Annotated in this window: 16 protein-coding genes; 7 read left to right on the plus strand and 9 right to left on the minus strand. The window is 69.7% G+C overall.

Annotated features, from left to right (window positions below; translation table 11 throughout):
• Positions 1-4 precede the first annotated feature (4 nt).
• From QN141_03890 to QN141_03920, 7 genes are all read right to left on the minus strand, one after another.
• Positions 5-751 (minus strand): cytochrome C, encoded by a 747-nt coding sequence (locus tag QN141_03890; protein ID MDR7557609.1) that lies wholly within the window; start codon positions 749-751, stop codon positions 5-7.
• A complete protein-coding gene (locus QN141_03895) occupies positions 748-1,671 on the minus strand; it encodes a cytochrome c3 family protein (GenBank protein MDR7557610.1) in 924 nt (307 codons plus the stop codon). The genes QN141_03890 and QN141_03895 overlap by 4 nt, the downstream gene beginning before the upstream one ends.
• Before the next feature lie 150 nt (positions 1,672-1,821).
• Complete coding sequence (locus tag QN141_03900) at positions 1,822-1,980, minus strand: hypothetical protein (GenBank protein ID MDR7557611.1); 159 nt, start codon at positions 1,978-1,980, stop codon at positions 1,822-1,824.
• Positions 1,981-1,986: 6 nt separating this feature from the next.
• Positions 1,987-2,235, minus strand: a complete 249-nt coding sequence (locus tag QN141_03905) for a hypothetical protein (protein MDR7557612.1) — start codon at positions 2,233-2,235, stop codon at positions 1,987-1,989.
• A 15-nt stretch (positions 2,236-2,250) separates the two neighbouring features.
• Complete coding sequence (locus QN141_03910) at positions 2,251-2,613, minus strand: hypothetical protein (protein MDR7557613.1); 363 nt, start codon at positions 2,611-2,613, stop codon at positions 2,251-2,253.
• Between the two features lie 252 nt (positions 2,614-2,865).
• Positions 2,866-3,519, minus strand: a complete 654-nt coding sequence (locus QN141_03915; protein MDR7557614.1) for a response regulator transcription factor — start codon at positions 3,517-3,519, stop codon at positions 2,866-2,868.
• Complete coding sequence (locus QN141_03920) at positions 3,498-5,081, minus strand: sensor histidine kinase (GenBank protein ID MDR7557615.1); 1,584 nt, start codon at positions 5,079-5,081, stop codon at positions 3,498-3,500. Before QN141_03920 ends, QN141_03915 begins: the two co-directional genes overlap by 22 nt.
• Positions 5,082-5,240: 159 nt before the next feature.
• Between QN141_03920 and QN141_03925 the strand changes: the two genes are divergently transcribed.
• The 3 genes from QN141_03925 to QN141_03935 are packed head-to-tail and all read left to right on the plus strand — an operon-like array spanning position 5,241 to position 7,965.
• Positions 5,241-6,566, plus strand: a complete 1,326-nt coding sequence (locus QN141_03925) for a citrate synthase (protein ID MDR7557616.1) — start codon at positions 5,241-5,243, stop codon at positions 6,564-6,566.
• Positions 6,567-6,572: 6 nt separating this feature from the next.
• On the plus strand, positions 6,573-7,085 hold the full coding sequence (locus tag QN141_03930; protein MDR7557617.1) for a hypothetical protein: 513 nt from the start codon (positions 6,573-6,575) through the stop codon (positions 7,083-7,085).
• Between the two features lie 10 nt (positions 7,086-7,095).
• The gene (locus tag QN141_03935) at positions 7,096-7,965 is read left to right on the plus strand and encodes a cytochrome c3 family protein (protein ID MDR7557618.1); all 870 of its coding nucleotides are present in this window, start codon (positions 7,096-7,098) and stop codon (positions 7,963-7,965) included.
• A 119-nt stretch (positions 7,966-8,084) separates the two neighbouring features.
• On the opposite strand, the gene QN141_03940 is transcribed toward QN141_03935, so the two are convergent.
• Positions 8,085-8,762 (minus strand): CBS domain-containing protein, encoded by a 678-nt coding sequence (locus tag QN141_03940; GenBank protein ID MDR7557619.1) that lies wholly within the window; start codon positions 8,760-8,762, stop codon positions 8,085-8,087.
• Positions 8,763-8,775: 13 nt separating this feature from the next.
• Positions 8,776-11,052 carry an NADP-dependent malic enzyme gene (locus QN141_03945; protein ID MDR7557620.1) on the minus strand — a complete coding sequence of 759 codons (2,277 nt, stop codon included), beginning with the start codon at positions 11,050-11,052 and terminating at the stop codon, positions 8,776-8,778.
• Between the two features lie 178 nt (positions 11,053-11,230).
• Between QN141_03945 and QN141_03950 the strand changes: the two genes are divergently transcribed.
• The 4 genes from QN141_03950 (at position 11,231) to QN141_03965 (ending at position 14,491) form a co-directional block, all read left to right on the plus strand.
• Positions 11,231-12,637, plus strand: coding sequence for an NAD(P)-dependent oxidoreductase (locus tag QN141_03950; GenBank protein MDR7557621.1), 1,407 nt, complete (start codon positions 11,231-11,233; stop codon positions 12,635-12,637).
• A gap of 94 nt (positions 12,638-12,731) precedes the next feature.
• The gene (locus tag QN141_03955; protein ID MDR7557622.1) at positions 12,732-12,932 is read left to right on the plus strand and encodes a hypothetical protein; all 201 of its coding nucleotides are present in this window, start codon (positions 12,732-12,734) and stop codon (positions 12,930-12,932) included.
• Between the two features lie 45 nt (positions 12,933-12,977).
• Complete coding sequence (locus QN141_03960) at positions 12,978-14,033, plus strand: hypothetical protein (GenBank protein ID MDR7557623.1); 1,056 nt, start codon at positions 12,978-12,980, stop codon at positions 14,031-14,033.
• Positions 14,034-14,047: 14 nt separating this feature from the next.
• The gene (locus QN141_03965; GenBank protein MDR7557624.1) at positions 14,048-14,491 is read left to right on the plus strand and encodes a rhodanese-like domain-containing protein; all 444 of its coding nucleotides are present in this window, start codon (positions 14,048-14,050) and stop codon (positions 14,489-14,491) included.
• Positions 14,492-14,554: the final 63 nt, after the last annotated feature.

The raw sequence follows: 14,554 nt of genomic DNA on the forward strand, positions 1-14,554 counted from the left end.
GTCGCTACGCCCGGGACGGCGGCTCGGGCAAGGTGTCCTCCGGCCCGCCGACGCCGGCCGCGTCCTCGTCGACGATCAGCCCCGCCTCCAGCAGGCGCAGGTACTCCGCCCGGTGGTCGTGCCGCAGGCGCTCCAGCGGAATGGCGCCGGTCCACATCGCCGGGTCCAGGGGAAAGACGTCCGGACGGAAGTGGGCGTTGTAGAAGTGCCAGATGATCACGGCCAGGACGGCCAGCAGCGCCTCGCCGCCGTGGGCGACCCGGGCGGCCGGCACCAGCACGCCGGGCAGGACGCGGGCCAGGGCCTCCGGAAACCACATGATCAGCCCGCTGGTGGCCATCACCGCCGTGCCCCACACCACGGCCCAGTACTCCAGCTTCTGGCGGTAGTCGAAGCGGGCGAAGGCCGGCTTCGTCGGACGCAGCCCCACCAGGTAGGCGATGTCGCCGACGACGTCGCGCACATCCTGGAAGCTCACGTTCATCTCCCCGCGCTCCCGGCCCCGGCGCCGGGCGACGATGACGGCGCCGACGTGAAAGACGGCCTCGGCGATCAGGATCACGGCGAAGGTGCGGTGGATGAACCGCACCTGCTCGATGCCGCCCAGGACCTGGATGATCCGCTCCGCCCACGCGGCCTGGAAGTACTTCTGAGGCAGACCCGTCAGGGCCAGCACGTTGAAGGAGATGATGAGCACGAAGTGCTCGATCCGCTGGGCCAGGGTGAACCGCGGGACCATCCGGACGCTCACCCCGTCCGCCCCCTTCGCAGCTGGTCGGTGGCCCAGCGGCCCAGGTCCAGGACAGTGAGCACCCCCAGGAACCCCACCGTGGCCGGGATGAGAATCCGGTAGAAGATCTGCACGTAGTAGACGAGCGGCGAAGCGTCCGGCGACGGCGTCCGGTGCTCCGTCCAGGCTGTGGCGAAGAACCGCCCCGCGGTGGGATGGCAGCGGCGGCAGGTGGCCAGAACGTTGGCCGGATGGACCATCGAGGCGGGGTCGGAGGCGGCGCGGATGCCATGCCCCCCGTGGCAGTCGGTACAGATCGCGGCCGGGGTGGGGCTCTGCGGTCTGGTCAGTTTGTACAGGGTCGTGGTCACGCCGTGGAACTCGCTGATGTAGGTGGTGTAGACCGCCCGCAGCCCGTACTTCCCCATGATCGCCGGATCGGCGTGACAGGTCCCGCACAGCTGGGGGATGTTGTTGCGGAAGACCGGGGTCTTCACCCGGGCGGCGTCGTGGGGATTGTGGCAGGTGGTGCAGTTCGGCGTATCCCCGAAGCCCATCCGTCCGGCCCGGCCGTGTACGCTGGCCCCGAAGGTTTCGGCGGCATCGGCATGACAGGTGGCGCAGACCCGGGCCCGCGCCTCGCGGTACTCCCGCATCGTCGTCGCCCGCACCGCCGGATGGGGCACGGCGACGTTGGCGGGGTGGCACGCGGTGCAGGCCAGGGCCCGGCCGTGGGCGGAGGCGTTGAAGCGCGCGGCGTCGATGGTGACGGAGATGACTTCCGTGCTGGGAAGTTGCAGGACCATGCCGGGGGCGGTGTGGCAGGCCAGGCAGGCCTCGTTTTCCTGCCGGGTGTCCTGCGCCAGCACCGCCGGCGGGCGGGCCGCGGCGGCGCCGAGCAGCGTCCCGCCCAAGACGGCGCCGAGAACGATTGGGACCAACCGCGCAGAGCTCACAAGAGGTCCCACTCCCACTATAGGAATCGACCCGAACCTCCTCATCGGGCGGGGAACCGATTTGCCCTCGCGCCCCTGCCGGATCGCCGAACCGGCATCAGGGGCGCGGGGGCGGACAAGATCAGGCGGGGGGTGCTAGCGGCACACGGTGTGGATCAGCGAGACGATGAACGTCGCCACGAACGCCGTGACGAGGATCATCACGATCCCGCTGAGCAGTTCAAGCCTGCTGTTGCGCTCGTCCACGGCCGCCTCCTCCTCGACGTCCGTCTCTGCCGGGTCGCGTCCTGCCACCCGGCCCTACGGGGCGAGCAGGACGACGTACGTCGCGTAGACGCCGGCCGCCACCATGGCCAGCCCGAGCCCTGCGGTCAACAGGTGCAGGGCCGCGGCGACTCCCTGGGCCGGGTCCAGGTGGGCGATCTCGCCCGCCATCCGCCGCACGGCGAGCGTCCGCAGGCGCCGTCCCGCGGAGAGCGCCAGGAACGCCCCGGCCGCGACCAGCGACCAGAACACCAGGAAGGCCAGCGCGATGCCAACCGGATGCATCGATCCTCCTCCTCCTCAACCGGCCCGGGCCAGGGGTGGGTGTTCCACCGCCTCCTCGATCGCCCTGATGATCGAGGTCAGCCTGGCCGCCCCCTGGCCCATGCCGTCGTAGATCCGCATCTCATCCTCGATGAGATCGAGCACCAGGACCCGCACCCGGGCGCTGCCCCGGATGATTTCGGAGATCCCCAGCGGGTGCTCGCGCTCCACGATGCGGTCGGTGAGGACGACGTCGGGACGGGCCGCGAGAATGGCGGGCACGGCCGCGGCGGCGTCCGACGCGATGCCGACGACCTCCATTCCCTCCCGCCTCAGGACCGGCTCCATCACCTTGGCGAAGAGGTGGTGCCCGTACCAGATGAAAACCCGCGGCTTCACCGCTATCGCCTCCGCCTTCACCGTACCTGAGGAGGGAGAGGGCGCCCATCGAGTCTGCGGGCGATCGGGGATGCCCAAAGCCGACCAGAAACCCGCGGCGGGACGGATCAGGCGCGGTAGCCCCGCCGATCAGGATCTCCGGGCCGGGACGGATCAGGCGCGGACGTCCGGACGGCTAGACGCCTCTGGCCCGTTGGGACTAGTGCGGCAGGGTGGAAGACGCGCCGCCTCGGCACCGCGGCGCGGGCGGGCTCAGCGCCGCTCCGGAGGACGGTCGGCCAGGCCCATCCGCACGGCGTAGAGGGCGGCCTGGACGCGGTTCTGCAGGTGCAGCTTCTCGAGGATGTTGCGGAGATGATTCTTCACCGTATTCTCCGAGATCTTCAACTGGAAGGCGATCTCCTTGTTGGCCAGGCCCGCGGCCAGCAGCTCCAGGACCTGCCGTTCCCGTGCGGTGAGCGTCTCCACCGCCGGCTCAGCGGGGGCGGCCAGTTCCCGCAGGATCTTCGCCGCCATCGTCGGCGCGATCGGCACCTCGCCGCGCTGCACCTGCAGGATCGCGGCCACGAGCTGGTCGGGATCGACGTTCTTCAGCAGGTAGCCGGAGGCCCCCGCTTTGATGGCCTCGAAGAGGTCCTCGTCGGTCTCCGAGACCGTCAGCATCATGATGCGGATATAGGGCATCTCCGCCTTGAGCTGCTTCGCCGCGGCCAGGCCGTCCATACCCGGCATCTTGATGTCCATCAACACGACGTCGGGCATCACGTCCCGCGCGCGCTCGATGGCCTCCTTGCCGTTGCCGGCCTCGCCCACCACCTCGAACTGCTCGTGCTCGCGGAGCAACGAGCTCACGCCGCGGCGAAAGAGCTCGTGGTCGTCGACGATCAGAACGCGGATGGGATCCACAACGTCACCCTGGTGCCCTGCCCGGGGGCCGAGGTCACCTCCAGCCTCCCGCCGATGCTCTCCGCGCGTTCCTTCATGGTCAGCAGGCCGAAGTGCATCCCTTTCGCGCCTTCGACGGCGGCCACGTCGAACCCCCTGCCGTCGTCGGCGATGGAGACGACGGCGGTGGCGCCCTCCCGGGAGAAGCGGATCTCCACGGAACGCGCCCGGGCGTGCTTGCGCACGTTGGTCAGCGCCTCCTGCACGATCCGGATGACCTGGGCCTCCACCGCCGGCGGCAGGCGCAACTCCTCCGGGGCCTCCAGGCGGATGGCCAGGCCGGTCTGCTCGCGCAGACGCTGTACGTACTCCTGCAGCCCAGCCACCAGACCCCTGGCCTGCGGTGCGGAGCGCAGGCTGAGGATCGCCTGCCGGACATCCTCATAGGCCTCCTGGACCGCGGCGCGCATCTGGCGCAGCTCCGCACCGGCGTCCTCCGGCCGGCCGCGGGCGATGAGGTCCTCGGCCACCTTGGCCTTGAGGTTGACAAACCCGAGCACCTGGCCGAGGCTGTCGTGCATCTCCCGGGCCAGACGGTCCCGCTCCTCCAGGATGGCCAGACGGCGCACCTGCTGGAACAACTCTTCGGTGCGGTCCCTCACCTTCTCCTCGAGTTCTTCCGCCGCCCGCCGCGCCACTTCCAGGGCTTCGTTCTTGGCCCGCAGCTCTCCCTCGCGCGCCGCGGCCAGGGCGCGCGCGTATTCCAGGTCGAAGACGCGCAGGATGCGCACGCCGAAGAAGGCGATGAGCACGGCCAGGGCGGCGCGGAAGACCTGGGGGGGCAGGCCCACCACGGAAAGGAACTGGTCGTAGTTCAGCCAGCGGGCCAGTCCGGAGTGCGCCGGGGGGACGACCAACCCGGCGACGAGGCCGTTGGCCAGGAAGGCGGCGGCCATCCACCGGCAGTCCCGGGCCGGGCGCTGGTACCCGCTCTTCGCGAACAGCCGCCCCTGGACCCACAGGGCCGCCGTGGCGAAGGCGGAAGCCGGGAGGTAGATCAGGTAGCGGACCCAGATGTCGCCGACGGCCGTCGAGGGGACCCAGGTGATGGCCGCGGCAGCCGGTGCCGCCGTGGACAGGTCGTGGCAGCGCAGGCAGGAGGCCTCGGTGGGCGTCCAGCGCGCCGTGGCCAGGGGATTCAGGTGGGGCCCCACGGCCCAGTAGGCCAGCCAGAAGAGGAAGAGGGCGGCCGGGATCCAGCGGACCCCCCGGTACCGCGGGACCAGGGCGCCCAGGAGCGAGGTGCCGAAGACCGCCAGCAACACGGTGGAGGCGGCGAAGAGCGTCAGGCGGGCGACACGGGCCACCGCGGCCGCCGCCGGTTGCAGGGGCCAGGGCAGGAGCAGCCACATGTCGATCCACTCCACGACGCCGTGCAACAGGCCGAAGCCCGCCAGGTACTTCAGCGAGGCCGCCAGGCGCAGTTCGGTGGTCCGCCGCGCCTCCAGGGCGATGGCCAGGCCCATGGCGAAGAAGGCCAGGCCGTAAACGAAAAACACACCCACCAGCCGCGGCGTGGGCATCGACGCAGTCCACCCGCTCCCATCCTATGGGCGCCCTTCGCCCACCCGCCATAGGCCACGGGACCGAGCGGAATCGGGCGCCTGCCTGATGCCCGTTCCCGCGCGGGGGCGCCTACAATGAGCATACGACCACCGCCTGAGGGGAAAGGGGCGACCAGCGTGCCAAAGGACACCCTGACCATCATTGACAACCGCACGGGCAAGACCTACGAGGTGCCGATCATCTACGGCACCTATGCGAACTACGGGGCCGCCATCCGGACGGCGGACCTGCGCCAGATCAAAGTCAGCGACGACGACTTCGGGCTGATGGGCTACGATCCGGCCTTCGCCAACACGGCGTCGTGCCGCAGCGCCATCACCCACATCGACGGAGAGCGCGGCATCCTGCGCTATCGCGGCTACCCCATCGAGCAGCTGGCGGAATCCTCCACCTACCTGGAAACGGCCTACCTGATCCTGTACGGGGAACTGCCGACGCGGCAGCAGCTCGAGGAGTGGACCTGGGAGATCACGCACCACACCATGATCCACGAATCCATCAAGAAGTTCCTCGACGGCTTCCACTACGACGCCCACCCCATGGGCATGCTCGTGGGCACCGTCGGGGCCCTCTCCACCTTCTATCCCGACGCCAAGAACATCAGGGACAAAGCGGTGCGGCGCAAGCAGGTGGTGCGGCTCATCGCCAAGATGCCCACCCTGGCCGCCTTCGCCTACCGCCACAGCCTGGGCCGGCCCTACGTCTATCCGGACAACGACCTCTCCTACACCGGCAACTTCCTGAACATGCTGTTCAAGACCACGGAGTTGAAGTACAAGCCCAATCCCGTGCTGGAGCGGGCCCTGGACGTCCTGTTCATCCTGCACGCCGACCACGAGCAGAACTGCAGCGCCAACGCCATGCGCAGCATCGGCTCCTCGCATGTCGATCCCTACTCCGCCCTGGCCGGGGCGGCGGCGGCCCTGTACGGCCCGCTCCACGGCGGGGCCAACGAACAGGTCCTGCGCATGCTGACCGAGATCGGCAGCAAGGCCAATGTCCCGGCCTACATCGAGCGGGTGAAGAGGGGCGAGGTCCTGCTCATGGGCTTCGGGCACCGCGTCTACAAGAACTACGACCCGCGGGCCAAGATCATCAAGCGCATCGCCAGCGAGGTCTTCGAGGTCACCGGGACCAACCCGCTGCTGGAGATCGCACTGGAACTGGAGCGCATCGCCCTGCAGGACGAGTATTTCGTGAAGCGCCGGCTCTATCCGAACGTCGACTTCTATTCCGGAATCATCTACCAGGCGATGGGGTTCCCGGTGGAGATGTTCCCGGTGCTCTTCGCCATCCCGCGCACCAGCGGCTGGCTGGCGCAGTGGGAAGAGATGCTGGATGATCCCGAGCAGCGGATCAGCCGGCCGCGCCAGATCTACACCGGCGCGGACGTCCGGGACTACGTGCCGCTGGCGCAGCGGGAGCGCGGCAAGGCGGCGTAGGAGGTGATGGGGACCGGCCGGGTGCTCTCCGGGGCGGGGCTCGCCGCCGTTCTGGCGGCAGTGACGGTGGCTCTCCTCGCCAACACCAGCAATCCCCCGAGTGGGCAGAGCGCCTCCCCAGAGCTCCGCATCCCGGCGGCCCTGGCCGGTACCCCATTGATCTCGACCCTCCGGGGGACGGAGGCCCTCGAGGCGATTGCGCGGCTGCACGGCCGGAAGATCGATGCCGTGGACGCGGCCGTCGTCCGCTATGCCGGCGGGATCACGGTCTGGATCGGCGCTTCCTCCTCTCCGCTCCGGGCGGCCGCGCTCCTGTGGCGCATGAACCGCAGCATGGCCGGCGGCACGCAGGGGTTCAGCGCTCCCCGCCCGCAGCAGCGGAGAGGCCGGACCGTCTTCGTGACGGACGGACTGGACCGGCGGCACGCCTACTACCAGTCCGGGCGATTCGTCCTGTGGATTGCCTCCGCCGCCGACGTCGGTGAGGCGCTGGAGGACCTGCTGGACTTCTACCCTTAGGGCCGAGGAGATGAACAGCGCCAGATCGGGTGGGTGGCGACAACGTTGGCGCACCGTCTGGGCCCGACTGACCGACCTCCCTCGCGGCTGGCTGATCGCGCTCGTCGCCGCGGCAGCCTCGAGCGCCGCGCTGCTGGTCTACGGCGGGGTCACCGTCTACGACTACACCATGAACAACCCGGCCTTCTGCCGGTCGTGCCACACCATGGAGGCGGCGTGGAACCGCTGGGCCACCAGCGAGCACCGGAAGGTGGACTGCCACGCCTGTCATGAGCAGAGCGTCATCGAATCCGCCCGCCAGGTCATCACCTTCGCCCTGCGGCGCCCAGAGCGGGTGGGCAAGCACGCCGTCGTGCCCTCAGCCCGCTGCGCCACCTGCCATACCAGCGGCAATCCGGCCTGGAAGCAAGTGGCGGCCACCGCCGGTCATCAGGTCCATGCCGAGGTCAGGAAGATCGCCTGCGTCACCTGCCACAGCGTGGCTATCCACCGGCTGGTCCGCCCTCCGGAGGTCTGCGGCACCTGCCACGAAGCCCAGGTGGCCGGCCCCCGGGCGATCAAGATCGCGGCCATGGCCGACTTTCACTGCGTGGACTGCCATCAGTTCCTGCGGCCGAACAGCCCCCTGCGGCCGACGGCCCAGACGTGCCTGGAATGTCATCAGGCGCTGCCCGCGAAGACCACCGTGGGTTGGCCGGAGGGCCGCGCCCACAGCGCGCTGAGCTGCGCCGCCTGCCACCGGCCTCATGAGCGCGCCGCCCCCATCGTGAACTGCACCTCCTGCCACGCCGCACCCACGCCGGAGATCCACGCGCCGATCCTGCGGAGCAGGACGGCCTGCACCACGTGCCATCAGCCCCACTACTGGAAGGTGCGGTAGCGGAGAGCCGGGCGCGCCGGCTTCCCCGGGGTCAGGGGGCGCAGGGATCTCCAAGGCCGTGGGGCCCGGTATGTCCGCCGGGCCCCACGGCCTGTCCCGCCGGTCCGCCAGGTTCCGGCCTATTCCCACATCGCCGTTTCGCGCAGGGCCTCGCGCAGGTCATGGTCCTCGATGGCCACGACCCCGTCGATGGTCCACAGCCGGCGCAGCAGCGCCTGCCGACGGCCCGGGCTGCCCACGGTCCCCCGCAGGTGGAGCACGCCCTGCTCCGCAGAGACTCCGACCTCCTCGCCGTGGGCGAGGAAGTCGTCGAGGATCTGGCGCGCCTCCCGCTCCAGGATCTCGTCGCTGCGCTGGAAGACCTTCAGCACGTCGGCCCGGGTGACGATGCCCACCACCTGGCGGCCCCGAACGATCGGAATCCGGTTCACGCCGTAACGCACCATGAGGGCGGCCAGGACCTGCACCGGCGTGTCTTCCTCGGCGGTGATGACGTTGTGGGTCATCACCTCGCCCACGGTGCGTCCTTCCGCCTTGCGGGCGGCACCGGTCAGACGCTCCAGCCACAGCGACCGGCCGAACCACCGCAGCAGCGGCTCAGACGGCTTCGGCGTGGCTTCCTTGTAGAGAAAGTCGGCTTCGGTGACGATGCCCACCAGGCAGCCGTTCTCGTCCACCACCGGCAGGCCGCTGATGTGCCGTTCCACGAGCAGCCGCGCCGCCTCCCGCACGGGCGTCTGCGGCGTCACGGTGATCACCGGCGCGGTCATGATCGTCTTGGCCGGCAGCGGGCTCATCGACACCACCTCCTCAGGCCACCACCCGGGTGCGATCCCGCAGGCGGGCCACCTCCTGGGCATCCACCACGGCGATGGCCGCGATGTTGACGATGTCGGCAACCTCGGCACCGCGGCTGAGCACATGCACGGGCTGGGCCATCCCCATCAGGATGGGCCCGATGGCGGTGGCGCCGCCCAGCCGCTGCAGCAGCTTGTAGGCCGTATTGGCCGCCTCCAGGCTGGGGAAGATCAGCACGTTGGCCTCGCCGACCAGCGTGCTGAAGGGATAGTCGGCCCGCCGCAGATCGGGGTCCAGGGCCACGTCCGCCATCACCTCTCCGTCCACCATCAGGTCGGGCCGGCGGCGCTTGACCAGAGCGGTGGCCTGGGCCACCTTCTCCGTCCGCGGATGACGTGTGCTGCCGAAGTTGCTGAAGGAGAGCATGGCGATGCGCGGCGTGAGGTCGAACTCGCGGGCCTTGTCCGCGGCCATGATGGCGATCTCCGCCAGTTCCTCCGCCGTGGGGTCGATGTTCACCGTAGGATCGGCGATGATGTAGGCTTTGCCGTCCAGCACCATCAGGTACAGCCCGGCGACGCGCGAGACGTCGGGACCGGGGCCGATGACCTGCAGGGCGGGGCGGATCACGTCGGGATAGTGATAGGTCAGGCCGGCGACGAAGGCGTCGGCGTCCCCGGCGCGCACCATCATCGCGCCGAAGTAGTTGGGCTGGCGCAGCAGGGCCCGGGCCTCCCGCTTCGTGATCCCCTTGCGCTGCCGGGCCTCAAAGAGCACGGTGGCGTAGGCCTCCAGCTTCGGCGAGGTCTCCGGGTTGATCACCTCCACAGACAGGGCGAGGTGCATCTCCTCCATCCGCGTGCGGACCACAGGTTCCCGGCCGAGCAGGATCGGCACGGCCAGGCCCTCCCGGGAGAGTTCCGCCGCGGCCCGCAGGATCTTGGGCTCCTCGCCTTCGGAGAAGACCACGCGCCGCGGAGCGGCTCTGGCCTTGCTGAACACCACGCTCATCGCCTCGCGGCCGCGCACCAGCCGGCGGGCCAGTTCTTCGCGATAGGCGGCGAGATCGACGGTGCGCCGGGCGACGCCGCTGGCCATGGCCGCTTCCGCCACGGCCGGCGCCTCCCACAGCGGCACACGGGGGTCGATGGGCTTCGGGATCACGTAATCCGGACCGAAGCGCAGCGACTCCAGGCCGTAGGCCCGGAGGACCACGTCGGGGACCTCCTCCTTGGCCAGGGCGGCCAGGGCGCGGCTGGCGGCGATCTTCATCTCGTCGTTGATGGCCCGGGCGCGGACGTCCAGCGCCCCGCGGAAGATGAAGGGGAACCCCAGCACGTTGTTCACCTGGTTCGGAAAGTCCGACCGCCCCGTGGCGACGATGGCGTCGGGCCGCGCGGCCTTGGCTTCGTCATAGGGGATCTCGGGGTCGGGGTTGGCCATGGCGCAGATGAAGGGCCGCTCCGCCATGGACTGCACCATCTCCCGGCTGACGATGTTGGCCACGGAGAGGCCGATGAACACGTCAACCCCGCGCATCGCCTCGGCCAGGGTGCGGGCCTCGGTGTCCACGGCAAAGCGCGCCTTGTAGGGATTCATCCCCTCGCTGCGGCCCTTGTAGATGACACCCTTGGTGTCCACCAGCATGATGTGCTCGCGGCGCACCCCGAGCTTGACGAAGTGCTCGCCGCTGGCGATGGCGGAGGCTCCGGCGCCGCTGATCACGACCCGCAGGTCCTCCAGGCGCTTGCCCGTCAGCTCGGCGTAGTTGAGCAGTGCCGCGCCCGAGATGATGGCCGTCCCGTGCTGGTCGTCGTGGAAAACCGGAATCTCCATGATTTCCTTCAGCTTCTCCTCGATGTAGAAGCACTCGGGGGCCTTGATGTCCTCGAGGTTGATCCCGCCGAAAGTCGGCTCCAGCGCCTTGACGATGCGTACGATCTCGTCTGGATCGGTGCTGTCCACCTCGATGTCGAAGACGTCGACGTCGGCGAACCGCTTGAACAGCAGGGCCTTGCCTTCCATGACCGGCTTGCTGGCCAGGGCTCCCAGGTTCCCCAGACCCAGGATGGCGGTGCCGTTGCTCACGACGGCAACCAGGTTCCCCCGGGCCGTGTACTTGAAGGCCTCGAAGGGATCGCGGTGGATCTCCCGCACCGGCTCGGCGACCCCCGGCGTATAGGCCAGGGAGAGGTCCCGCTGGGTGACGCAGGGCTTCGTCAGCTGAAGCGCGATCTTTCCCGGCCGGCCTCGGGAGTGGTACTCGAGGGCATCCTCACGCAGGCTCACGGCTCTCACCCCGGTGGCACGATGTCATCCCACAGGCCAGCCTAACACCGGAGGCCGGGGCCTCCATCAGGCCCCCGCCCTATTCAGAACCCCTCCCCCGCCTGATACGGTCGGGCGCGCGGGCGCCGCTATACTGCAGGCGACAACCGACAGTCCGATCCCCGGTGCGGAGGCGCCTATGCCCACCCTGGAGAAGCGCGAGCGGCTGAAGCTCCCTCACATTCCCATTCCCAAGCGCCCGCCAGCCGAGCGGATCCGGGACTTCGGCGAGGTCACGTTGACCTACAGCCCGGAGCAGGCGGTCGCCGAGGCCTCCCGCTGCGTCGAGTGCACCAAACCGCCCTGCGTCAAGGCCTGCCCCCTGCACAACCCCATCAAGGACTGGCTGGTCCTCACCGCCGCGGGCCGGTTCCTGGAGGCGGCCCACCTCTCTCGGACCACGAGCAACATGCCGGAAATCTGCGGCCGGATCTGCCCTCAGGACCGACTCTGCGAGGAGGCCTGCATCGTCGGCGTCAAGCACCCGCCGGTGGCGATCGGCGCCATCGAGAAGTTCATCAACGAGTACGCCATTGCGCAGGAGGGGCTTCCGCTGCCCGAGGTGGCCCCGCCCAACGGGCTCCGCGTGGCCGTCGTGGGGTCGGGGCCGGCGGGGCTGGCCTGCGCCGAGGAACTGGTCCGGCGCGGCTACGGCGTGACCGTGTATGAGGCGGCCCCAAAACCCGGCGGGCTGCTCCGCTACGGCATCCCGGGATTCAAACTGGAGAAGACCGTCGTGGACCGGCGGATCGACTACCTGCGTCGGTTGGGGGTGGAATTCCGTTGCTCCACGAGGGTCGGGGAAGATCCCACGCTGGACGGCCTGCGGCGGGACGGCTTCCGGGCCGTCTTCCTGGCCACGGGGGCGACCGTCCCGAAGCACCCGAAGCTGCCGGGGATGGAGCTGGAGGGGATCGAGGACGCCCTGCCCTTCCTGATCCGCAACAACACCGAAGCAGGCGTGCCGGAAGACGACCTGACCGGCATGCGGGTGGTGGTCCTCGGCGGCGGCGACACCGCCATGGACTGCCTGCGGACGGCCCGGCGCCTGGGGGCGGCGTCGGTCACCTGCGTCTACCGGCGGGACGAAGCGAATATGCCGGGCAGTCGCCGTGAAGTCCAGGCGGCGAAGGAGGAAGGGGTGGTCTTCGAGTGGCTGAAGGCTCCCGTCCGCTTCCTGGACAACGGCGCCGGCGGCGTGCGCGGGATCGAGTGCGTCCACATGGAGCTCGGCGAGCCCGACGAGGAAGGACGGCGCCGGCCCGTGCCCATCGAGGGCAGCAACTTCGAGATCGAGGCCGATCTCGTCATTCTCGCCTTCGGCTTCGACGGGAGCCCGGTCCCCGCCGGCGACGGGCCCAGGGTCACGCCCTGGGGCACCTACGTCGTCGACGAGGATGGGATGACGAGCATTCCCGGCGTCTTCGCCGGCGGCGATGTGGTCCGCGGCGCGGACCTGGTGACGACCGCGCTGGCCGACGGCCGTCGGGCGGCGGAGGCCATCCACCGCTACCTGCAAAGCCGCGTCGGGCAGGACGCCGCCTGAGGATCCCGTAGCCGCATCGGACTACCGGCTTTCCACCTCCGGCCGGATTCCAGAGGGGAGTATCCTCCGGTTGATAATCATCGCTGGGATTCTCATGGCACGTGCGCTCGCTGTGTGCGCAGTGATCGGGGTGATCGCCCTCGTCGGGATCCGGCCGCCGATGACCGCGGCGCCGCCTGCCGCCTCCGCCCCTGCTCCGGCCCAGAATTCCTGTGTGACCTGCCACACCAGCGCCACGGCCCTGGCCCCCCTGGTGCGACCCTTTCCGGCCCTCCCGGCGGAAGGCGAGGGCTGAGCGGGCCCGCTGCCCCCGTCGGGGGCGCCCGATGAGCGGAAGCTGGTGGACCCGAAGTTCCTGACCACGACCCACGGCCAGATCGGCTGCACCACCTGCCACGCCGGCGATGCCTCGGCCGCCGACCCGGCCGGCGCGCACCGCGGGCTGATCGCCCGTCCCTCCGACAACCCGCAGCGGGCCTGCGGGAACTGCCATCCCGACATCGTCGCCACCTTCACCCGGAGCCTGCACTTCACCGCCCGGGGAATGGAGAACGGCCTGCGCGCCCTGATCGGAGCGGCCCGGTGGAGTATGGCCAAGGCGACGTTCCAGAAGGCCTGCGCCTCCTGCCACGCCACCTGCGGGGACTGCCACGTGAGCAAACCGCCCTTCAGCACCAACCCCGTGATCCTCGGCGGGCTCCAGCAGGGCCATCGGTTTGCGAAGACCCCGCCGATGAACCTGACCTGTGCCGGCTGTCACGGCGGGCGGGTGGCGGCGGAGTACACCGGTCAGTACGAAGGCTTCCCGGCCGACGTGCACTTCTCCAAGGCCCGGATGAGCTGCACGGACTGCCACCCCGGCGCCCAGATGCACGGCCAGGGCAGTGTGACCGCTCCCAACCGCTTCGCCGTCGCCGGCGGCCCGTCGTGCCTGGACTGCCACCCGCAGGCGCGGGCCGGGGCCAGCCCCCTCCGGGCGCACAACGTCCACGGCGGCGCCCTGTCCTGCCAGGTCTGCCACGGCGGGGTCAGCAGGTCGTGCCGTAGCTGCCACGCCGGGAGGGGCGCGACCTCCTTCCCGGCCCTGAAGATCGGCCTGAACCTGCGGCCGGAGCGGCCGGAGAAGGTCACGCTCCTGCGGCACGTGCCGACCACGCGGAAGATGATCGACCACCTCACCGGATTGGTCGATACGCTGGTCCACTTCGACCGCGTGCCGACGTGGAAGACGGCGACCCCGCACTCCATCCAGCGTATCACGGCGCGGAATCGGAGTTGCAGCGCCTGTCACAACAATCCGAACCTGTTTCTGCGCCTGAGCGATCTCGATCCGAATGACTCGCAGGCCAACGGAAAGGTCGTGACGGCTCCACCGATGCCGATCCCAACACGATGAGGAGGAGGGAGATTATGAGCCGGCGATGGATTGCCGTGCTGGCCGTGGTCACCGCCCTGGCCGTGGCGGCGCCCGCCCTGGGGCAGGCGCCGGCGGTCGTCCAGGAGGCGCTGCTGAACTACCTGGCCAACATCGCCCAGGACTTCAACAGCATCTCCGTGCAGGCGGTCAAGGCGCGGCTCGATTCCGGGGAGAAGACCTTCATCCTGGACGTGCGGGAGGAGTCGGAGTTCGCCGCCGGGCACATCCCGGGCGCCGTGAACATCCCGATCCGCACCCTGGGGAAGAATCTGGACAGGCTGCCGCCCAAGGATGCGATGATCATCGTGGTGTGCCGGTCGGGGATGCGCGCCGCCTACGTGACGATGACGCTGAACCTGCTGGGCTGGACCACGGTCAAGGATATGGCCTTCGGCATGGCGGAGTGGGAGAAGCAGGGCTTCCCCATGGTCAGGTAGGCGGGCCCCGCCTTTGATGCGGACACGGGAGGGGTCCCCCGCCAGCCCCTCCCGCGCCGCCCC

The sequence above is a fragment of the Armatimonadota bacterium genome, from assembly GCA_031459765.1.
Lineage (GTDB): Bacteria > Sysuimicrobiota > Sysuimicrobiia > Sysuimicrobiales > Kaftiobacteriaceae > Kaftiobacterium > Kaftiobacterium secundum.